This is a genomic window from Variovorax sp. 350MFTsu5.1, assembly GCF_048302515.1.
GTDB lineage: Bacteria > Pseudomonadota > Gammaproteobacteria > Burkholderiales > Burkholderiaceae_C > Variovorax > Variovorax guangxiensis.
Genome location: NZ_CP157620.1, coordinates 5,818,651 through 5,837,895, shown reverse-complemented (window position 1 = coordinate 5,837,895; position 19,245 = coordinate 5,818,651). Strand labels below are relative to the sequence as shown.

The window sequence follows — 19,245 nt, the reverse complement described above, 5'->3', positions numbered from 1 at the left end:
GGTCGAGTGATTTGATTCTGCCTAGAAAGGCCACGGACGCTCACTATCCGGGATCCTCGATCTTCTGCAGTTGCCACATACGGGCATAGTGGCCCTGCTTCGCGAGCAGTTGCGCATGCGTGCCGCGCTCGACGATCACGCCGCTTTCGAGCACCAGGATCTCGTGCGCATCGACCACCGTCGACAGCCGGTGCGCAATGACCAGCGTGGTCTTGCCCTGCGCGGCATTCTTGAGTTCGGACTGGATCGCGCGCTCATTGGCCGAATCGAGCGCCGAGGTGGCCTCGTCGAAGATCACGATCGGCGGGTTCTTCAGCAGCGTGCGCGCGATCGCCACGCGCTGCTTCTCGCCGCCCGAGAGCTTCAGGCCGCGCTCGCCCACGGTCGTTTCGTAGCCCTTGGGCGTGGCCACGATGAAGTCGTGGATGCGCGCGGCGCGGGCGGCGGCTTCCACCTCTTCACGCGTGGCGCCCGGGCGGCCGTAGGCGATGTTGTATTCGACAGTGTCGTTGAAGAGCACCGTGTCCTGAGGAACGATGCCTATGGCCTTGCGCACGCTCGACTGCGTCACTTCGCGGATGTCCTCGCCACCGATGGTGATGCGGCCTTGCTGCACGTCGTAGAAGCGGTACAGCAGCCGCGCGAGCGTCGACTTGCCCGAGCCCGAGGGGCCGACCACGGCCACCGTCTTGCCGGCCGGGATCTCGAAGCTCACGTGCTTGAGGGTGGGCCGCGCGGGCTCGTAGGCGAAGCTTACGTCCTCGAATCGCACGGTGAAATCCGAGCCTGCGAGAGCCTGAGCTCCTGGTACATCGAGCACTTCGCGCTTCTCGTCCAACAGGACGAACATCTTGTCTACGTCGGTGAAGCTTTGCTTCATCTCCCGGTAGACCACGCCCAGGAAGTTCAATGGAATGTAGAGCTGGATCATGAAGGCATTGACCATCACCAGGTCGCCCAGGGTCATACGGCCCTCGACAACGCCCGAGGTCGTATGCCAAAGCATGAGCACAAGGCTTCCCGTCACCAGCACTTGCTGGCCGATGGTGAGCATGCTTAACGTGCGCTGGCTCTTGACGGCCGCCTTGCGGTAGTGGTCGAGACTGGCGTCATACCGTCTGGCTTCAAACTCCTCGTTGTTGAAGTACTTGACGGTTTCGTAGTTCAGCAATGAATCGATCGCCCGGGTCTGGGCGACCGCGGCGAACTCGTTCATGGTTCTTCGGAACTTGGTGCGCCACTCCGTGACGGCGACGGTGAAACAGATGTACAGGGCCAGTGCACCCAAAGTGATCCAGATGAAGAACAAGCCGAACTTCACGCCGAGAACCGCCAGCACCAGCGTCAGTTCGACCAACGTCGGCACGATGTTGTAGAGCACCATCGAGATCAGGGCCTGAACGCTGCGAGTACCGCGATCGATGTCGCGCGTCATGCCTCCGGTCTGACGGTCCAGATGGAAGCGCAGGCTCAGGGAATGCAGGTGACTGAACACCTCCAGAGAAATTCTGCGCGCTGTTCCTTCGGCGGCCTTGGCGAACACCAGGTCACGCATCTCGGTGAAAAGCGTCATTGAAAGACGAAGCGTTCCGTAGGCAAGCAACAGGCCGATCGGGACAATGACCAGCGCCTGTTTGATGTCGGGCCTGGGCGTTACGGCATCGATCAGGACCTTGAGCAGCACTGGCACGCCGACATTCGCCACCTTGGCAGCGATCATGAAGGTGAGCGCAGCGAGCACTCGCCACTTGTATTGCCACAGATAGGGGACGAGGCGACGGAGTGTTTCTCTGTCGGAACGAGCGGCTTGCTTGGAATCAGTCGAAAGAACTACAGACGTTTTTCTTGTGTCGATGCTTCGCATGTGGCGCCTGAATTGTTGCGCTCGAATTGTGCCCACCTGTGAAGCGGAATCGGCGATTGCCCCGAATCGGGAGCCTGCCTACACTCGGCCCGGCCTGCCCCCGTGCGTCGAAACGTGCGTTGTCAAAGAGGGGACGGCAACGCGTTCAGAAACCTTCATGGAAACTTCCCCGATCATGTTCCGAACATTGCTCAAATCCAAGATTCATCGCGCCACCGTCACCGATTGCGAACTGCACTATGAAGGTTCTTGCGCGATCGACGAGGACTTGCTCGATGCTGCAAATCTCGCCGAGAACGAGCAAGTGCACATCAGGAATATCAACAACGGCGAGCGCTTCGTAACCTACGCCATCCGTGGCGAACGCGGCAGCGGCATCATCTCAGTCAACGGCTCGGCCGCACGCCGCGCCTCCGTCGGAGACCTGCTGATCATTGCCGCCTTTGGCTTGGTGTCGGAGGACAGCGTGGCGGGACACCTGCCCAAACTGGTGTTCGTGGACGGTGCGAATCGCATCAAGGAAGAGCGTGCTCACATCCCGGTGCAGCAGGCCTCGGGTGAATCTGCACTGGCGTGAGTCCTGTTGCTGTCGTCTGGGAGTACATGACATAGCGCGACGTGGCTGGTTTTCGTTACGTAAGCAACCCGATTCAATGAGCTCTGGGCGCCGATCACACGCTCGAACGGGATCGAGCTTGACTCCATCAGAGGACTCTCTCAAAACCCTCGATGGGGACGTGAGAAGCGAACGAAATTGTGGCAGTTGATCGCGCGGACTGGGCCGACCTCGGGCGCTGGTTGTCGGTCCATCCTATCGTGCTCGTGTCGATGAAGCCGACGAGGAAGGCCAGCGGCAGGAACGGAACCACTGGTCCAGACGATTCGTGAAGCCATCGGTCGCGATGGCACTGGCCAGAGCGATTGAGAGTGATCGATATTTCACCGATCCTTGGCGCTATGTCATCTGGCGCGGCTCCAAGGGAATCACGTCGCCGCCGATGCGCAGCTTGTCCAGGTAGTCCGCCCAGCGCTGCATCATTTCCCGGCGCGCGGGGAGATGTGCGGTGCGGTTATACGCACGACCGTTGGTATCCTTGACCATGTGGGCAAGCTGATGCTCGATGAAGTCCACGCGCTCTCCGAGCACCTCGTCCATGATGGTTCGCGCGGTTGCTCTGAAGCCATGGGCAGTATGGACCTCGGCGCTGTACCCCATCCCGCGCAGGGCGGCATTGATCGTGTTTTCGCTCATTGGGCGCTCACCCGTGCGAATGCTGGGAAAGACGTAGCGTCCGTGGCCGGTGATCGGGTGGAGGTTCCGCAGGATCTCGACCGCTTGGATTGCCAGTGGCACGACGTGATCGACCTTCATCTTCATCTTCAGGCCGGCGATGCGCCACTCGGCCGCGTCCAGGTCGATCTCGGCCCATTCCGCGGTGCGCAACTCGCCAGGCCGAACAAACAGCAGAGGGGAAAGCTTCAGCGCGGCAACGGTAGTGGGGTGGCCGCTATAGGCATGGATCGAGCGCATCAGGTCCCCGACTCGCTTGGGCTCGGTAATGGCGGCGAAGTGCTTGGTCGCTTTCGAGGCCAGAGCTTCGCTCAGATCGGCGGTTACGTCCCTCTCTGCCAGTCCTGACACCACTGCGAAGCGAAATACCTGCCCGCAAAGCTGCTTAACGCGATGGGCAGTGTCGATAGCGCCGCGTGCTTCCAGCTTGCGGACAACTCGCTCCAGAATGTCGCGCGGACCGATTGTGGAGATGGGCATCTTGCCGATGAAGGGGAACACGTCCTTCTCAAGCCATGTCTTGACCTTGAGTTGCGTTCCACTCGCTCGTTTGGCTGCAGTCTTTCCCAGCCACTCTCGCGCAACCGCCTCGAACGTATTCGCCGCTGCGTCGGCTCGGGCTCTCTTTTCTTCGCGCTTGGCCGCGCTGGGGTCAGTCCCGTCTGCCAGCAGTTCGCGGGCTGCGGCCCGGCGATCCCGAGCTTTGGCCAGCGAGACCTCGGGGTAGGTTCCCAGCGCCAGCGTTTTGCGTTTGCCGGCGAAGGTGTAGTCCATTCGCCAGTATTTCCCGGCGGGCTTCGCCAACAGGTACATGCCAGCGCCATCGGCATATTTGTCGCCGATGGGCTTCCCGGTGGGCTTCACCTGCCGAACAAATGTGTCTGTCAGCGCCATCTCGACTCCTTAACGGTATCTCGTCACGGGGATTTCCGGGATACCGGCAAAAGTAACGGTATTTCCGACAGATGGGATGCTACGCCGCGGGTCGTCGCGAGGCAAAGAAAAAACCCGCCACGCTGGGAAACGTGCGGGTTTTGATGCTGCTTGAGACGCCGTGAATCGGGCTCTTGGTGCCTTCGACAGGAATCGAACCTGTATCTGAGTCTTAGGAGGACCCCGTTCTATCCATTGAACTACGAAGACCGGATGGGGATGCACGAAGCGGCGAGCCGCGGTGCGCCCGCGATTTTATAGGGTTCGCGATGACAGTCCCGGCCGGGGCTGCGCCCGGCCCCTCGCGCATCGCCAGCGCGGGCTTACCCCGATACGAAATCTGCAAAAAGTTGACCGCGATCAAGCCGCCTCGAATCTCTGGCGCGCACCATCGTGCCCGTTCGCATCTCTGCTCAGATTCAAGAACAAAAAAGAGCGAAATCACTACACAGGAGACAACCTGATGAAGAAGATCGCCTTGAATGTTCTGAGCCGCGCGACTGCCGTTCTTGCCACGACAACCGCCGCGATGGCGCTGGCGACCGGTGCCGCGCCTGCCTTCGCATGGGAACCCACCAAGCCGGTGGAGTTCGTGATTCCCGCCGGCACCGGCGGGGGCGCCGACCAGATGGGACGGCTGCTGCAGGGCATCGTCATCAAATACAAGCTGATGAAGGAGCCGCTGATCGTCGTCAACAAGTCCGGCGGCGCGGGCGCCGAGGGCTTCCTGGCGGTGAAGGAGGCAAAGGGCGATCCGCACAAGATCGTCATCTCGCTGTCGAACCTGTTCACCACGCCGATGGCCACGGGCGTGCCCTTCAACTGGAAGGACATGACGCCGGTCGCGATGCTGGCGCTCGATCAGTTCGTGCTGTGGACCAACGCCTCCGAGCCCTACAAGAGCGCGGGCGAGTACGTCGCGGCGGTGAAGACCGCGGGGCCGAACAAGTTCAAGATGGCCGGCACCGGCTCGAAGCAGGAAGACCAGATCATCACGGTCGCGCTCGAGAAGGCCACCGGCACCAAATTCATCTACGTGCCGTTCAAGGGCGGCGGCGAGGTGGCGGTGCAGCTGGTGGGCGGGCACGTGCAGTCGACGGTGAACAACCCGATCGAGGCGGTGGCGCAATGGCGCGCGGGCAAGCTGCGCGCGCTGTGCGTGTTCGACGACGAGCGCATGCCCTTCAAGGCCAAGGTCACCGACACACAGTCGTGGAACGACATCCCCACCTGCAAGGAAGCGGGCGTGCCGACCAGGTACACGATGCTGCGCGGCATCTTCATGCCGCCGGGCGTCACCCCCGACCAGCTCGCCTTCTACAAGGACCTGCTGACCAAGGTGGCGGCCACGCCGGAGTGGAAGGAGTACATGGAGAAGGGCGCCTTCAACCCGACCTTCATGACCGGCGACGCCTTCGCGAAGTGGCTCGCCGAGGCCGAGACCACGCACCGCACGCTGATGTCCGACGCGGGCTTCCTCGCGAGCAACAAGTAGGCGGGCAGACCGCCGACGACCGACTGCCGCGCCCCGCGGCAGCGGGCGCGTGCGCCGCGGGCGCACGCCGCATTCCGCATTCCTTCTTTTTTCAAACAACCACGATGGGGGCTCCATGGAGCACGACGAATCATCCGGGGGCCCGGCGCGCACGGGCATCTCCACCCACCTCGTAGAAGCGGCGGTGGCCGTGGCGCTGCTGGTCATCGGCCTGGTGGTGGTCTTCGAGGCGCGCAAGCTCGGCGCCGGCTGGACCACCGACGGCCCCGGCGCGGGCTACTTCCCGTTCTTCATCGGCGTGATCATCACGATCTCGGGCGCCGGCATCCTCTACCAGTCGCTGCTGGGCAAGAACCGCAACACCGCGGTCTTCGTCGACTCGGTGCAGCTCAGGCGCGTGCTGTCGGTGCTCGTGCCGGCCACGGTCTACGTGCTGGCGATTTCCTTCCTCGGCATCTACGTGGCGTCGGCGATCTACATCGCGCTCTTCATGATGGTGCTGGGCAAGTACGCGTGGTTCAAGAGCGTGTTCGCCGCGCTGGCCGTGAACGCGCTCTTCTTCTGCATGTTCGAGGTCTGGTTCAAGGTGCCGCTGTTCAAGGGCGCGCTCGATCCGCTTCGGTTCCTCGGCTACTGACTGAACCCCACACTCACGGAGCACAAGCGAAATGGAAGAAATCAGTGCCCTGATGCAGGGCTTCTACGTGATCCTCTCGCCGATGAACATCGGCCTGATGTTCCTCGGCATCATCCTCGGCGTGCTGATCGGGGTGCTGCCGGGGCTCGGCGGCGCCAACGGCGTGGCGATCCTGCTGCCGCTCACCTTCACGATGTCGCCGACCTCGGCCATCATCATGCTGTCGTGCATCTACTGGGGAGCGCTCTTCGGCGGGGCCATCACCTCGATCCTGTTCAACATACCGGGCGAGCCATGGTCGGTGGCCACCACCTTCGACGGCTACCCGATGGCGCAGAACGGGCAGGCGGGCGCGGCGCTCACCACCGCGTTCACGTCCTCCTTCGTGGGCGCGTTCCTCGCGGTGGTGATGATCACCTTCCTCGCGCCGCTGGTCGCGAAGTTCGCGCTCAAGTTCGGCTCGCCCGAGTTCTTCGCGGTGTACCTGCTGACCTTCTGCAGTTTCGTGGGCATGGGCAAGGGCTCGCCCTTCAAGATCCTCGCGTCGATGGCGCTGGGCTTCGCGCTCGCCAGCGTGGGCATGGACACCGTCACCGGCCAGCTGCGCCTGACCTTCGGCCAGCCCGAGCTGATGCGCGGCTTCGACTTCCTGATCGCGGTGATCGGCCTGTTCGGTATCGGCGAGATCCTGCTGTCGATGGAAGAGGGCCTGAAGTTCTCCGGCAAGAGCGCCAAGATCGATCCGAAGGTGGTGTGGCAGACCTGGAAGCAGCTGCCCAGGTACTGGATGACCTCCATCCGCAGCTCGCTCATCGGCATCTGGATGGGCATCACGCCCGGCGGTGCCACGCCGGCTTCCTTCATGGCCTACGGCCTCGCCAAGAAGATGTCGAAGAAGGGTGCGAAGTTCGGCACAGGCGAAGCCGAAGGCGTGGTCGCGCCCGAGACCGCCGCGCACGCGGCCGGCACCAGCGCGCTGCTGCCGATGCTGGCGCTGGGCATTCCCGGCTCACCCACCGCCGCGGTGCTGCTGGGCGGCCTGCTGATCTGGGGCCTGCAGCCCGGGCCGCTGCTCTTCGTCGAGCAGAAGGACTTCGTCTGGGGCCTCATCGCGAGCATGTACCTCGGCAACATCGTCGGGCTGATCGTGGTACTGAGCACCGTGCCGCTGTTCGCATCGATCCTGCGCATTCCGTTCTCGATCATCGCGCCGGTCATCATCGTGATCTGCGCCATCGGCGCCTACACCGTGCACAACGCGATGCTCGACATCTGGTTCATGCTGGGATTCGGCGTGCTGGGCTATCTCTTCAAGAAGCTCGACTTCCCGCTCGCGCCGCTGGTGCTGGCGCTGGTGCTCGGCGACAAGGCGGAAGACTCCTTCCGCCAGGCCATGCTGGTGTCGCAGGGCGACGTGATGGTGATGTTCTCCAACCCGCTGGTGGGCACCATCACCACGCTGGCGCTGGTGCTGCTGTTCTGGCCGCTGATCTCCAAGGCGCTGGCCTTCGTCAGGAAGCCGAAGAAGGCCGACGAGTTCGCCGTCGAACGGCCGGTGGATTGACGAAGGAGGCCAGCACATGCCAGTGATCGCACTGACCCAGGAGATGGGTTCTCTCGCGAAGGATGTTTCGCTGAAACTCGCCGAGACGCTGGGCCTCGCCGTGATGCGCCACGAGGTCATCGAGCACGTCGCGGACCGCATGCAGGTCTCTACCAGCCTCATCGGCCGGCTGCGCAGCGGCAAGGCAGGCCTGGTGGAGCGCCTCACCACCGACCGGCGCAGCGTGGCGCTCTACACCGCCGAAGAACTCTTCGCGCTGGCCGACCGCGGCAACGTGGTGCTGCGCGGCTGGGGCGCCACCTGCCTGCTGCGGCCGGTGCCGCACGTGGTGTGCGTGCGCATCACGCGCTCGATGAAGAAGCGCGTCGAGTGGCTGATGGGCGACCTCGAGACCGACGACGCCGAGTTCGCCGAAGCCGAGATCCGCCGCAGCGACCAGGCGCACGCCGCCCGCATGCACGCGCAGTTCGGCGTGACCTGGGGCGACCCGGTGCTCTACGACCTGGTGCTCAACACCGACCGGCTGTCGGTGGAAAGTTGCGTGGAGCAGATCAGGCTGATGGTGAACCGCCCCGAGTTCGCCGAAACACCGGCCTCGCGTGCGCTGCTCGCCAACATGGCGCTGGAGGCGCGCGTGCGCGCGGCGCTGAAGGAGCACGAGGCGACGCGGGACATCAACGTGACGATCACCGCGAATCATGGCGAACTGCTGCTGCGCGGAATCGTGCTGAATTCCGACGAGCGGGCGCAGGCCGAGGCTGTCGCGGCTGAGGTCTCGGGCGTGAGCGGCGTGCACAACCAGCTGAGGCTGATGGCCAGCACGCGGCGCTTTGCTTCGGCGAAGCAGACCTGAGCGCCGGGCTCTGTATTCGGTCTTGCTCCCTCTCCCGTGTGCGGGAGAGGGCTGGGGTGAGGGAAGGGCGCTGGAACTTGCCAATGGTGCTGCGATGGAAGCCGCCGCACCCTCACCCTGACCCTCTCCCGCAAGCGGGAGAGGGAACCAATGCCAAGACAGACTCAGATCTTTCCGCGCTTCCTCAACCGGCTAAGGGTTTCCGCCGACAGATTCAGATACGAAGCCAGTTCCTTGCTCGGAATCCGGTCTTCCAGCTCCGGGTGCTTGCGCATGAAGCGGTGCACGCGCCCGGCGGCGTCGAGCAGGTGCAGCGTGATCGTGTGCGCCATGATCTCGCTCATGCCGCGCATCACGAGGAACTCGAACAGCTCCTTGGTCTCGGGATGCCTGTTCAGAAAGGCGATCCACTCCTTCAGCGGCAGGCTCGCCACCCGCGCCTTGGTCACGCAGACGATGCCGTAGGGCGTGGGCGTGCCCAGCCGCAGCGCAGCGTAGCTCGTCTCCATGTCGTTCTCGTCGGCGAAGCGAAGGATCATTTCCTTGCCCTCCGGGTTGCTTACCACCCGCTTGAGGATGCCGTCGAGGATGAAGTACTGCTCCATCTCCCGCACGCCCTGGTGCAGCAGGAACTCGCCCTTGTTGCCGTCCACGATGACCAGATGCGCCTCGAGCTCCGCGCGGTCGGCTTCGCTCAGGTCCTTGAGAAGCACGTTCTGCCGCAGCTGGGCGCGAATGATGTTCTTCTCCGGATGGTTTTCCAACGTCGTCATGGTCACCGTCTTGCTCGATTTCGCTGCCGGCGCCGGTCATCGGGGCCGTCGCCGTTTTCGGGAAAGTTGACCGAGGTCAACGGCCGAAAGTTTGGCCCGAATCATAGTCGCGGCTCGGGCCTCGGCCATTCACCCATGCAGAAGGAGAGACATGTCTTCAGTCAGAACAGAGAAAGAGGCGACCACCACGCTGAGCGAAGCCCTCAAGTCCGCGAAAACCCGTGACGCCGACGGCGACGCGGTGGTGCGCGCGCTCAAGAGCGTGACGGAAGACAACGCGCCCGAGGGCGAGACCATCGACGGCTTCCACCTCGTCATCGATGCCCTCAAGCTCAACGGCATCGACACCATCTTCGGCCTGCCCGGCATCCCGATCACCGACCTCACGCGCATGGCCCAGGCCGAAGGGCTGCGCGTGATCTCCTTCCGCCACGAGCAGCACGCCGGCAACGCGGCGGCGGCCGCCGGCTTCCTCACGCAGAAGCCCGGCATCTGCCTGACCGTGTCGGCGCCCGGCTTCCTCAACGGCCTGACCGCGCTTGCCAACGCCACCACCAACTGCTTCCCGATGATCCTCATCAGCGGCTCCAGCGAGCGCGAGATCGTCGACCTGCAGCAGGGCGACTACGAGGAGATGGACCAGCTGGCCATCGCCAAGCCGCTGTGCAAGGCCGCCTTCCGCGTGCTGCATGCGCAGGACATCGGCGTGGGCATCGCGCGCGCCATCCGCGCCGCGCTCTCGGGCCGTCCGGGCGGCGTCTACCTCGACCTGCCGGCCAAGCTCTTCGCGCAGACCATGGAAGCGGCCGCCGGCAAGGCCTCGCTCATCAAGGTGGTGGACGCCGCGCCGCGCCAGATTCCCGCTGCCGACGCGGTGAACCGCGCCCTCGAACTGCTCAAGGGCGCCAAGCGTCCGCTGATCCTGCTCGGCAAGGGTGCCGCCTACGCGCAGGCCGACGCCGACATCCGCGCGCTGGTCGAGAAGACGGGTATTCCCTACCTGCCGATGTCCATGGCCAAGGGCCTGCTGCCCGACACGCACGCGCAGTCGGCATCGGCCGCGCGCTCCTACGTGCTGCAGGAAGCCGACGTGGTGGTGCTGATCGGCGCGCGCCTGAACTGGCTGCTCTCGCACGGCAAGGGCAAGACCTGGGCTCAGGAGAAGGGCGCCAAGCGATTCATCCAGATCGACATCGCCCCGACCGAGATCGACAGCAATGTCGCCATCGAGGCGCCGGTGATCGGCGACATCGGCTCCTGCGTGGCGGCGCTGCTGGCCGGCATCGACGCCAAGTGGGCCAGGCCGCCGGCCGAATGGACCGGCGCCATCGCCGAGCGCAAGGACAAGAACCTGTCGAAGATGGCCGCCACGCTGGCCGCGCGGCCCTCGCCGATGAACTTCCACAGCGCGCTGAGCGTGATCCGCGACCAGGTGAAGGCGCGGCCCGACGCCATCGTCGTCAACGAGGGCGCCAACACGCTGGACTTCGCGCGCAGCATCGTCGACATGTACGAGCCGCGCAAGCGCCTGGACGTGGGCACCTGGGGGATCATGGGCATCGGCATGGGCTTCTCCGTGGCCGCGGCCGTGGTCACGGGCAAGCCGGTGATCGCCATCGAGGGCGACAGCGCCTTCGGCTTCAGCGGCATGGAGGTGGAAACCATCTGCCGCTACAACCTGCCGGTCTGCGTGATCGTCTTCAACAACAACGGCGTCTACCGCGGCACCGACGTGAACCCCAGCGGCACGAGCGACGTGGCGCCCACCGTGTTCGTCAAGAACGCGCGCTACGACAAGCTGATGGAAGCCTTCGGCGGCGTGGGCGTGAACGCCACCACCGCCGACGAGCTGCAGAAGGCCCTCGCCGAGGCCGTCGCCTCGGGCCGCCCGACCCTCATCAACGCCGTCATCGACGAGACGGCGGGCACCGAGAGCGGCCGCATCACGAGCCTGAACCCCGCCACGGCGAAGAAGAAGTAACCCGCGTTCCGTTTCATTCAAGGAGATATCCCAATGAGCAACAAGCCCCTCAACGGCATCAAGATCATCGACTTCACGCACGTGCAGGCCGGTCCCGCATGCACGCAGATGCTGGCCTGGTTCGGCGCCGACGTGATCAAGGTGGAGCGTCCCGGCGCGGGCGACGTGACGCGCTCGCAGCTGCGCGACATCCCCGACGTCGACGCGCTCTACTTCACCATGCTCAACAGCAACAAGCGCTCGATCACGCTGGACACGAAGAAGCCCGAGGGCAAGGCCGTGCTGGAGAAGCTGATCCGCGAATCCGACGTGCTGGTGGAAAACTTCGGCCCCGGCGCGCTCGACCGCATGGGCTTCACCTGGGAGCGCATCCAGGAGCTGAACCCCAAGATGATCGTCGCCTCGGTCAAGGGCTTCAGCGAAGGCCACCACTACGAGGACCTGAAGGTGTACGAGAACGTGGCGCAGTGCGCCGGCGGCGCGGCATCCACCACCGGCTGGTGGAAGGGCGGCAATTCCGTGCCGACGATCTCGGCTGCCGCGCTGGGCGACTCCAACACCGGCATGCACCTGGCCATCGGCATCCTGACGGCCATCATCGGCCGCCAGCAGACCGGCAAGGGCCAGAAGGTGGCCTGCTCGATGCAGGACGCCGTGCTCAACCTGTGCCGCGTGAAGATGCGCGACCAGCAGCGCCTGGACAGCGTGGGCTACCTCGAGGAATACCCGCAGTACCCGCACGAGATGGGTGCGTTCGCCGACAAGGTCGTGCCGCGCGGCGGCAATGCCGGCGGCGGCGGCCAGCCCGGCTGGATCCTGAAGTGCAAGGGCTGGCAGACCGACCCCAACGCCTACATCTACTTCACGGTGCAGGGCCACGCCTGGGAGCCGATCTGCGAGGCGCTGGGCAAGCCCGAGTGGAAGACCGACCCCGACTACATGACGGCCAAGGCCCGCCAGCCGCACATCGAGCAGATCTTCGCCACCATCGAGGACTTCATCAAGGACAAGACCAAGTTCGAGGCGGTGGACATCTTCCGCAAGTACGACATTCCGTGCGCCCCGGTGCTCTCGATGAAGGAACTGCTGCACGACGAGTCGCTGCGCAAGAGCGGCTCGATCGTCGAAGTCCCGCACAAGGAGCGCGGCACTTACTGGACCATCGGCAGCCCGATCAAGTTCTCTGACCTCAAGCCCGAAGTCACGGCCTCGCCCCTGCTGGGCGAGCACACCGACGAAGTGCTGGCGGAGCTCGGCTACAGCCAGGATCAGATCGCCGGCCTGCACGCCGCCAAGGCGGTGTAGAAGCCCACCCCCAGGCTTGCCCACTTCGTGTGGCAGCGCCAACCCCCTCCAGGGGCGACACCTGCGGCCCGGCGGAGCCGGTTCCGCGGTGGCCCTGGAACTGGGGGAGGCTGCTGCGGGAGCCTGGCCTGGATTGAACGAAGCGCCGGAGGTTCACATGCAAGCGAATGTCGATTTCAAGCAGCTCGTCGAAGGCGCCGGCGATGCGATCATGGTGTGCGACGCGCAGGGCGCGATCACGCTGTGGAACCGCGCCGCCGAACGCATCTTCGGCTTCAGCGAGGCCGAGGCACTCGGCCAGTCTCTCGACCTGATCATTCCGCAGAGGCAGCGCCAGCGGCACTGGGACGGCTACCACAAGACCATGGAAACCGGCGTCACCAAGTACGGCGCCGACCTGCTGCGCGTTCCCGCGCTGCACAAGGACGGTCGCACCCTTTCGATCGCCTTCACGGTTTCGATGCTGTTCTCCGCCGATCACCAAGTCACGGGCATCGTCGCGATCGTGCGCGACGAGACAGCCCGCTTCGCCGAGGAGCGCAAACTCCGCGCCCGTCTGGTAGAAGTCGAAGCCACGATGATCAGAGAAGGAGACAGTCAATGAGCCAAGCACTCGAGGGCGTGCGCATCCTCGACTTCACCCACGTGCAGTCGGGCCCCACCTGCACCCAGCTTCTGGCCTGGTTCGGCGCCGACGTGATCAAGGTCGAGCGCGCCGGCGAAGGCGACGCCACGCGCGGCCAGCTGCGCGACATTCCCGGCGCGGACAGCCTCTACTTCACGATGCTGAACCACAACAAGCGCTCGATCACGCTGGATACCAAGAATCCCAAGGGCAAGGAGGTTCTCGACAGCCTCATCAAGACCTGCGACGTGCTGGTCGAGAACTTCGCGCCCGGCGCGCTCGACCGCATGGGCATCACATGGGCCCACATCCAGAAGCTCAACCCGCGCATGATCGTCGCCTCGGTCAAGGGCTTCGGCCCCGGCAAGTACGAGCACTGCAAGGTCTACGAGAACGTGGCCCAGTGCGCGGGCGGCGCGGCCTCCACCACCGGCTTCGAGGACGGCCCGCCGCTCGTGACCGGCGCGCAGATCGGCGACAGCGGCACCGGGCTGCACCTGGCGCTCGGCATCCTCGCGGCGCTCTTCCAGCGCAACAGCACCGGGCGTGGCCAGCAGGTGCTCGCGCCGATGCAGGACGCGGTGCTCAACCTGTGCCGCGTGAAGATGCGCGACCAGCAGCGGCTGGAGCGCACCGGCACCATGCACGAGTACCCGCAGTACCCCGACGGCAAGTTCGGCGACGCAGTGCCGCGCGCGGGCAACGCATCGGGCGGCGGCCAGCCCGGCTCCATCCTCAAGTGCAAGGGCTGGGAGACCGACCCCAACGCCTACATCTACTTCATCACGCAGGCGGCGGTGTGGCCGGCGGTGTGCAAGGTCATCGGCGAGGAAGGCTGGATCACCGACGAGGCCTACGCCACGCCGGCGGCGCGATTGCTGCACCTGAAGCCGATCTTCGCGCGCATCGAGCAGTGGACCATGACCAAGACCAAGTTCGAGGCCATGGACATCCTCAACGAGTACGACATTCCGTGCGGACCGATCCTCTCGATGAAGGAGATCGCCGCGGACGAGTCGCTGCGCGAGACCGGCACCATCGTCGAGGTCGACCACCCGGTGCGCGGCAAGTACCTGACGGTGGGCAACCCCATCAAGATGTCCGACAGCCCGACGGTGGTGACGCGCTCGCCGCTGCTTGGCGAACACACCGAGGAAGTGCTCAGGCAGCTCGGTTACGACGCGGACGCCCTGGCGACCCTGCGGGCCGAACGCGTGATCTGAGGCCCGGCGGCGCGGGCCGCCGCCTCTTGCCGTTTTCCTTTTTCCTGGCGCGCTGCCTGTTCGCGGGCAGCGCGGAGGGCGCCTGCGCGCGCGGATTCGAATCAATTGCCGGTTGTCGATCTGACTGGAATTTCGGAATTTCCATCCATAACCTGCAAGGAATGGTTTTTATAAATTCATTTGATTTTTATTTATCGTCCATCGCTTCTACATTTTGAACTCGCCGGAATTGCCCGTCTTATTCATCGATCCGGCATTCATTCAAGGAGAAGATCATGGAAAACCAGTCACCCATCCAATACTGGCGCGACGAGATCGAGCGCAATGCCTATAACGCCGCCTTCTTCGAGCTGGGGCTGCGCTGGCACTGGGACGGCGAGACCTATGACCGCCTGATGGGCCTGGGCGAGGACGCCAATACGCGCATCGGCCATTACCTGAAGACCGAGCAGCCGCACCTGCTGAAGGCCTACGACGCGGAATTCCTCGCCTTGGCCATCGAGCAGAAGAAGGAAATTCACCGCAAGCGCGAAATGGCTTCGTCGAGCTATTTCAATTGGGCCGAAAGCCACGGCGTCGAGCTGGGCGCCTGAATTTCAATTAACGATTCAGGGCAATTGCGGCGATGAACATCCACGAATACCAAGGCAAGGAAGTGCTGCGCCAATACGGCGTGGCAACGCCTCGCGGCTTCGTCTGCCGCTCGCCCGACGAGGCCGCCGAGGCCGCCAGCCGCATCGGCGGGCGCGCCTGGGTGGTCAAGGCGCAGATCCACGCGGGCGGCCGCGGCAAGGGCGGCGGCGTGAAGCCGGCCTGGTCGGTGGACGAGGTGCGGCGCCACGCCGGCCAGATGCTCGGCATGACGCTGCAGACGCCACAGACCGGCCCCGAGGGCCGCGTGGTGAAGCAACTGCTGGTGGAAGAAAGCGTGGAGATCGACAAGGAGCTCTACCTGGGCTTCGTGGTCGACCGCAATTCGCAGCGCGTGGCGCTGATGGCTTCGAGCGAAGGCGGCATGGACATCGAGGAAGTGGCCGCGCGCACGCCCGAGAAGATCCACCGGCTCTTCATCGACCCTGACACCGGCCTCGGCGTGGCCGAGGCGGACGGCATCGCGCGACGCATCGGCATCGCCGACCGCGCGGTGGTGCAGGCGCGCGTGCTGATGCAGAACCTCTGGCAGGCCTTCGACGGCAGCGACGCCTCGCTGGCCGAGATCAACCCGCTGGTGCTCACCCGCGACGGCCGCGTGATCGCACTCGACGCCAAGTTCGACTTCGACGACAACGCGCTCTTCCGCCAGCCCGACATCGTCGCGATGCGCGACCTCGACGAGGAAGACCCGGTGGAGATCGAGGCCTCGGACGCCGGGCTCTCGTACATCGCGCTCCACGGCGACATCGGCTGCCTGGTCAACGGTGCGGGCCTCGCGATGGCGACGATGGACGCCATCAAGCTCTACGGCGGCGAGCCCGCCAACTTCCTCGACGTGGGCGGCGGCGCGACGGCCGACAAGGTGGCCGAGGCCGTGCGGCTGATGCTGCGCAACCCGAGGCTCAAGGCCGTGCTCGTCAACATCTTCGGCGGGATCATGAAGTGCGACGTGATCGCGCACGGCGTGGTCGACGCGGTGCGCGAGACCGGCCTCAAGGTGCCGCTGATCGTGCGCATGAAAGGCACCAACGAGGACCTGGGCCGGACCATCCTCGCGCAGTCGGGCCTGTCGATCATCAACGCCGACGACATGGCCGAGGCCGCGCAGCGCGCCATCGGCGCGGCCAGCAACTGGGAGCGCCCGCGATGAACCGCTCCTGCTTCCAGCAACAGCCGATGGAGATTGCCGCATGTCCATCCTGATCGACAAGCACACCCGCGTCATCACGCAGGGCATCACCGGCAGGACGGGCCAGTTCCACACCCAGGCCTGCCTCGAATACGGCAACGGCAGGCACTGCTTCGTGGCGGGCGTGAATCCGATGAAGGGCGGCCAGTCGATGGCGGGCATCCCGATCTTCGGCACGGTGAAGGAAGCCAAGGCCGAGACCGGCGCGACCGTTTCCGTGATCTACGTGCCGCCGGCCTTCGCGGCCGCCGCCATCGACGAGGCCGTCGATGCCGAACTCGACCTCGTCATCTGCATCACCGAGGGCATTCCGGTGCGCGACATGATCCGCACGCGCCACCGCATGCAGGGCCGCAAGACGCTGCTGCTGGGGCCCAACTGCCCCGGGCTCATCACGCCCGGCGAGATCAAGATCGGCATCATGCCCGGCCACATCCACCAGCGCGGGCGCATCGGCGTCGTCTCGCGCTCCGGCACGCTGACCTACGAGGCCGCGAGCCAGCTGGCGAGCTTCGGCATCGGGCAGTCGACGGTGGTGGGCATCGGCGGCGACCCGGTCGGCGGGCTGCGGCACATCGACGTGCTGAAGATGTTCAACGACGACCCGCGCACCGACGCCGTGATCATGGTCGGCGAGATCGGCGGCGACGCCGAGGAGCAATGCGCGCGCTGGATACGCGACCACATGACCAAGCCCGTGGTCGGCTTCATCGCCGGCGCCAGCGCACCGCCCGGCAAGCGCATGGGCCATGCGGGCGCCATCGTCTCCGGAGGCCGCGGCACCGCGCAGGAAAAGCTCGCGGTGATGAAGGAGTGCGGCATCCACGTCACGCGCAATCCGGCGGACATGGGGAAGCTGCTCGCCTCGCTCGTGGTGCCCGACTACCTGCCGTTCGACTGACCGATCGAACGGCGGCGGACCCGAATCCTCAACATCCAGAAAGACGACAACAACATGGAACAGCAGCAGATGAAGAAATGGGTCCGCTTCGAGCACGCGGGCGGCATCGGCTTCGGCACGCTCGAGGGCGACGCCGTGCACGAGCGGCAGGGCGACATGTTCGGCAGCTCCGAGCCCACGGGCCGCGTGTTCGCGCTCGCGGGGCTGCAGCTGCTCACGCCCACCGAGCCGACCAAGGTGATCGCGCTGTGGAACAACTTCCACGCGCTGGGCGCCAAGCTGAGCCTGCCGGTGCCGGCCGAGCCGCTGTACCTGCTGAAGACGCCCAACTCGTACCTCGCGCCCGGCGCGCCCATCCGCAAGCCGCTGTGCGACGGCAAGGTGGTGTTCGAGGGCGAGCTCGGCATTGTCATCGGCAAGACCGCCACCGCCGTCTCCGAAGCCGACGCGCTCGACCACGTGTTCGGTTACACCTGCGCCAACGACGTCACCGTGGCCGACATCCTCAACCGCGACGCGTCCTTCGCGCAGTGGGTGCGCGCCAAGGGCTTCGACACCTTCTGCCCCATGGGCCCGGTGGTGGCCACCGGCCTCGATCCCGCCACGCTCACCGTGACCACCACGCTCAACGGCGAGCAGCGCCAGAACTACCCGATCAGCGACATGCGCTTTTCGGTGCAGCAGCTCGTGAGCCTCATCTCGCAGGACATGACGCTGCATCGCGGCGACGTGATCCTCTGCGGCACCTCGATCGGCGTCGGCTCCATGAAGCCCGGCAGCCTCGTCGAGATCGAGATCGGCGGCATCGGAAAGCTCAGCAACCGCTTCGGCTGAACGCAGCCGAAGGGTCGCGCAAGGAATTCAACTCTTGGGGATCGACGACATGAAGATTGCAATCATCGGCGCAGGCGCCATCGGCGGACTGGTCGGCGCGAAACTCGCGCTGGCCGGCGAGGACGTCACGTTCATCGTGCGGGGCGCCAACCTCGAAGCCATAGGCCGCAACGGCATCAGGCTGGTCTCGGCCGAAGGCGAGGAACAGGTGGCGCGCAACGTGAAGGCCACCGACCGCTACGACGAGGCGGGCCCGCAGGACATCGTGGTGCTCGCGATGAAGGCCCACCAGGTCGAGGCCGTGGCCAACGACGTGCCGAAGCTCTTCGGGCCGGACACAGTGGTCGTGACCATGCAGAACGGCATCCCGTACTGGTATTTCCACAAGCATGGCGGCACGCTCGAAGGCACGCCGGTGCGCAGCGTCGACCCATCGGGAACGCTCGCGGCGAAGATTCCGGCGCAGCGGGTGATCGGCTGCGTGGTGTATCCGGCCTCGGAGCTCATCGCGCCCGGCGTGGTCAGGCACATCGAGGGCGACCGCTTCCCGGTGGGCGAGCTCGATGGCTCGGCCAGCGAGCGCGTCGAGCGCGTGTCGGCCTGCTTCACCGGCGCGGGTTTCAAGGCGCCGGTGCTCGACAACATCCGCGCCGAGATCTGGCTCAAGCTGTGGGGCAACCTCACCTTCAACCCGATCAGCAGCCTCGCGCATTCCACGCTCGTGGACATCTGCCAGTACCCGCCTTCGCGCGAGCTCGCCGCGGCAATGATGCGCGAGGCCCAGGCCGTCGCGCACAAGCTCGGCATCGAGTTCCGCGTGACGCTGGAGAAGCGCATCGCGGGCGCGGAGAAGGTCGGCAAGCACAAGACCTCGATGCTGCAGGACGTGGAAGCGGGCCGCGCGCCCGAGATCGACGCGCTGGTCGGCGCCGTGGTCGAGCTGGCACGGCTCACCGAAACGCCGACGCCGCACATCGACACCGTCTACAGCCTTGTGAAGCTGCTCGCGCGCACCATGGAAGACCAGCGTGGCCGGGTGAAGCTCGACGAGATCGCGGCATGAGCGGACGGTGTTTCTCCCTCTCCCCTCGGGGAGAGGGCAGGGGTGAGGGTGACGGCCCTC

17 protein-coding genes and 1 tRNA gene are annotated in these 19,245 nt (G+C 65.1%); 14 read left to right on the top strand and 4 right to left on the bottom strand.

Annotation, left to right across the window (positions count from 1 at the left end; translation table 11 throughout):
• Positions 1-43: 43 nt before the first annotated feature.
• A complete protein-coding gene (locus ABL843_RS26695) occupies positions 44-1,864 on the bottom strand; it encodes an ABCB family ABC transporter ATP-binding protein/permease (RefSeq protein ID WP_418117903.1) in 1,821 nt (606 codons plus the stop codon).
• A 175-nt stretch (positions 1,865-2,039) separates the two neighbouring features.
• On the opposite strand from ABL843_RS26695, the gene panD reads away from it, so the two are divergent.
• A complete protein-coding gene (panD, locus tag ABL843_RS26690; RefSeq protein ID WP_418120525.1) occupies positions 2,040-2,441 on the top strand; it encodes an aspartate 1-decarboxylase in 402 nt (133 codons plus the stop codon).
• 378 nt (positions 2,442-2,819) lie between these two features.
• On the opposite strand, the gene ABL843_RS26685 is transcribed toward panD, so the two are convergent.
• Both ABL843_RS26685 and ABL843_RS26680 read right to left on the bottom strand, forming a co-directional pair.
• On the bottom strand, positions 2,820-4,049 hold the full coding sequence (locus ABL843_RS26685; RefSeq protein WP_418117902.1) for a tyrosine-type recombinase/integrase: 1,230 nt from the start codon (positions 4,047-4,049) through the stop codon (positions 2,820-2,822).
• Between the two features lie 174 nt (positions 4,050-4,223).
• Positions 4,224-4,298 (bottom strand) — tRNA-Arg (locus tag ABL843_RS26680).
• Positions 4,299-4,551: 253 nt separating this feature from the next.
• On the opposite strand from ABL843_RS26680, the gene ABL843_RS26675 reads away from it, so the two are divergent.
• From ABL843_RS26675 to ABL843_RS26660, 4 genes are all read left to right on the top strand, one after another.
• A complete protein-coding gene (locus ABL843_RS26675) occupies positions 4,552-5,583 on the top strand; it encodes a Bug family tripartite tricarboxylate transporter substrate binding protein (RefSeq protein WP_126023605.1) in 1,032 nt (343 codons plus the stop codon).
• A 115-nt stretch (positions 5,584-5,698) separates the two neighbouring features.
• Positions 5,699-6,220 (top strand): tripartite tricarboxylate transporter TctB family protein, encoded by a 522-nt coding sequence (locus ABL843_RS26670; protein ID WP_126023604.1) that lies wholly within the window; start codon positions 5,699-5,701, stop codon positions 6,218-6,220.
• 31 nt (positions 6,221-6,251) lie between these two features.
• Positions 6,252-7,784, top strand: a complete 1,533-nt coding sequence (locus ABL843_RS26665) for a tripartite tricarboxylate transporter permease (protein WP_418117901.1) — start codon at positions 6,252-6,254, stop codon at positions 7,782-7,784.
• 16 nt (positions 7,785-7,800) lie between these two features.
• On the top strand, positions 7,801-8,637 hold the full coding sequence (locus tag ABL843_RS26660) for a cytidylate kinase family protein (RefSeq protein WP_184640801.1): 837 nt from the start codon (positions 7,801-7,803) through the stop codon (positions 8,635-8,637).
• A gap of 164 nt (positions 8,638-8,801) precedes the next feature.
• Here the strand turns inward: ABL843_RS26660 and ABL843_RS26655 are convergent, their stop codons facing one another.
• Positions 8,802-9,410, bottom strand: a complete 609-nt coding sequence (locus ABL843_RS26655; protein WP_126023601.1) for a Crp/Fnr family transcriptional regulator — start codon at positions 9,408-9,410, stop codon at positions 8,802-8,804.
• A 151-nt stretch (positions 9,411-9,561) separates the two neighbouring features.
• Here ABL843_RS26655 and oxc point away from each other — a divergent pair, with 151 nt between their 5' ends.
• The 9 genes from oxc (at position 9,562) to ABL843_RS26610 (ending at position 19,185) form a co-directional block, all read left to right on the top strand.
• Positions 9,562-11,391, top strand: coding sequence for an oxalyl-CoA decarboxylase (oxc, locus tag ABL843_RS26650; RefSeq protein WP_126023600.1), 1,830 nt, complete (start codon positions 9,562-9,564; stop codon positions 11,389-11,391).
• 33 nt (positions 11,392-11,424) lie between these two features.
• Positions 11,425-12,696: a formyl-CoA transferase gene (frc, locus tag ABL843_RS26645; RefSeq protein ID WP_418117900.1), complete on the top strand. Its 1,272-nt coding sequence runs from the start codon at positions 11,425-11,427 to the stop codon at positions 12,694-12,696.
• 157 nt (positions 12,697-12,853) lie between these two features.
• Positions 12,854-13,300, top strand: coding sequence for a PAS domain-containing protein (locus ABL843_RS26640; protein ID WP_126023598.1), 447 nt, complete (start codon positions 12,854-12,856; stop codon positions 13,298-13,300).
• Positions 13,297-14,544: a formyl-CoA transferase gene (gene frc, locus ABL843_RS26635; protein WP_126023597.1), complete on the top strand. Its 1,248-nt coding sequence runs from the start codon at positions 13,297-13,299 to the stop codon at positions 14,542-14,544. Before ABL843_RS26640 ends, frc (ABL843_RS26635) begins: the two co-directional genes overlap by 4 nt.
• Before the next feature lie 275 nt (positions 14,545-14,819).
• Complete coding sequence (locus ABL843_RS26630) at positions 14,820-15,137, top strand: hypothetical protein (RefSeq protein ID WP_184640798.1); 318 nt, start codon at positions 14,820-14,822, stop codon at positions 15,135-15,137.
• A 32-nt stretch (positions 15,138-15,169) separates the two neighbouring features.
• Positions 15,170-16,348: an ADP-forming succinate--CoA ligase subunit beta gene (sucC, locus tag ABL843_RS26625; RefSeq protein ID WP_418117899.1), complete on the top strand. Its 1,179-nt coding sequence runs from the start codon at positions 15,170-15,172 to the stop codon at positions 16,346-16,348.
• 40 nt (positions 16,349-16,388) lie between these two features.
• Positions 16,389-17,288 carry a succinate--CoA ligase subunit alpha gene (sucD, locus tag ABL843_RS26620; protein WP_126023594.1) on the top strand — a complete coding sequence of 300 codons (900 nt, stop codon included), beginning with the start codon at positions 16,389-16,391 and terminating at the stop codon, positions 17,286-17,288.
• 54 nt (positions 17,289-17,342) lie between these two features.
• Complete coding sequence (locus tag ABL843_RS26615; RefSeq protein WP_369660801.1) at positions 17,343-18,122, top strand: fumarylacetoacetate hydrolase family protein; 780 nt, start codon at positions 17,343-17,345, stop codon at positions 18,120-18,122.
• A 49-nt stretch (positions 18,123-18,171) separates the two neighbouring features.
• The gene (locus tag ABL843_RS26610) at positions 18,172-19,185 is read left to right on the top strand and encodes a 2-dehydropantoate 2-reductase (protein ID WP_184640795.1); all 1,014 of its coding nucleotides are present in this window, start codon (positions 18,172-18,174) and stop codon (positions 19,183-19,185) included.
• Positions 19,186-19,245: the final 60 nt, after the last annotated feature.

Excerpts from the sequence above, each read along its gene's own strand:
- ABL843_RS26670 (WP_126023604.1), top strand. The coding sequence starts at position 5,699 with ATGGAGCACGACGAATCATCCGGGGGCCCGGCGCGCACGGGCATCTCC.
- ABL843_RS26640 (WP_126023598.1), top strand. The coding sequence starts at position 12,854 with ATGCAAGCGAATGTCGATTTCAAGCAGCTCGTCGAAGGCGCCGGCGAT.
- ABL843_RS26685 (WP_418117902.1), bottom strand. The coding sequence starts at position 4,049 with ATGGCGCTGACAGACACATTTGTTCGGCAGGTGAAGCCCACCGGGAAG.
- ABL843_RS26615 (WP_369660801.1), top strand. The coding sequence starts at position 17,343 with ATGGAACAGCAGCAGATGAAGAAATGGGTCCGCTTCGAGCACGCGGGC.
- ABL843_RS26660 (WP_184640801.1), top strand. The coding sequence starts at position 7,801 with ATGCCAGTGATCGCACTGACCCAGGAGATGGGTTCTCTCGCGAAGGAT.
- oxc (WP_126023600.1), top strand. The coding sequence starts at position 9,562 with ATGTCTTCAGTCAGAACAGAGAAAGAGGCGACCACCACGCTGAGCGAA.
- ABL843_RS26675 (WP_126023605.1), top strand. The coding sequence starts at position 4,552 with ATGAAGAAGATCGCCTTGAATGTTCTGAGCCGCGCGACTGCCGTTCTT.
- frc (WP_418117900.1), top strand. The coding sequence starts at position 11,425 with ATGAGCAACAAGCCCCTCAACGGCATCAAGATCATCGACTTCACGCAC.
- ABL843_RS26610 (WP_184640795.1), top strand. The coding sequence starts at position 18,172 with ATGAAGATTGCAATCATCGGCGCAGGCGCCATCGGCGGACTGGTCGGC.
- ABL843_RS26630 (WP_184640798.1), top strand. The coding sequence starts at position 14,820 with ATGGAAAACCAGTCACCCATCCAATACTGGCGCGACGAGATCGAGCGC.
- panD (WP_418120525.1), top strand. The coding sequence starts at position 2,040 with ATGTTCCGAACATTGCTCAAATCCAAGATTCATCGCGCCACCGTCACC.
- ABL843_RS26665 (WP_418117901.1), top strand. The coding sequence starts at position 6,252 with ATGGAAGAAATCAGTGCCCTGATGCAGGGCTTCTACGTGATCCTCTCG.
- ABL843_RS26655 (WP_126023601.1), bottom strand. The coding sequence starts at position 9,410 with ATGACGACGTTGGAAAACCATCCGGAGAAGAACATCATTCGCGCCCAG.
- sucD (WP_126023594.1), top strand. The coding sequence starts at position 16,389 with ATGTCCATCCTGATCGACAAGCACACCCGCGTCATCACGCAGGGCATC.
- sucC (WP_418117899.1), top strand. The coding sequence starts at position 15,170 with ATGAACATCCACGAATACCAAGGCAAGGAAGTGCTGCGCCAATACGGC.
- ABL843_RS26695 (WP_418117903.1), bottom strand. The coding sequence starts at position 1,864 with ATGCGAAGCATCGACACAAGAAAAACGTCTGTAGTTCTTTCGACTGAT.
- frc (WP_126023597.1), top strand. The coding sequence starts at position 13,297 with ATGAGCCAAGCACTCGAGGGCGTGCGCATCCTCGACTTCACCCACGTG.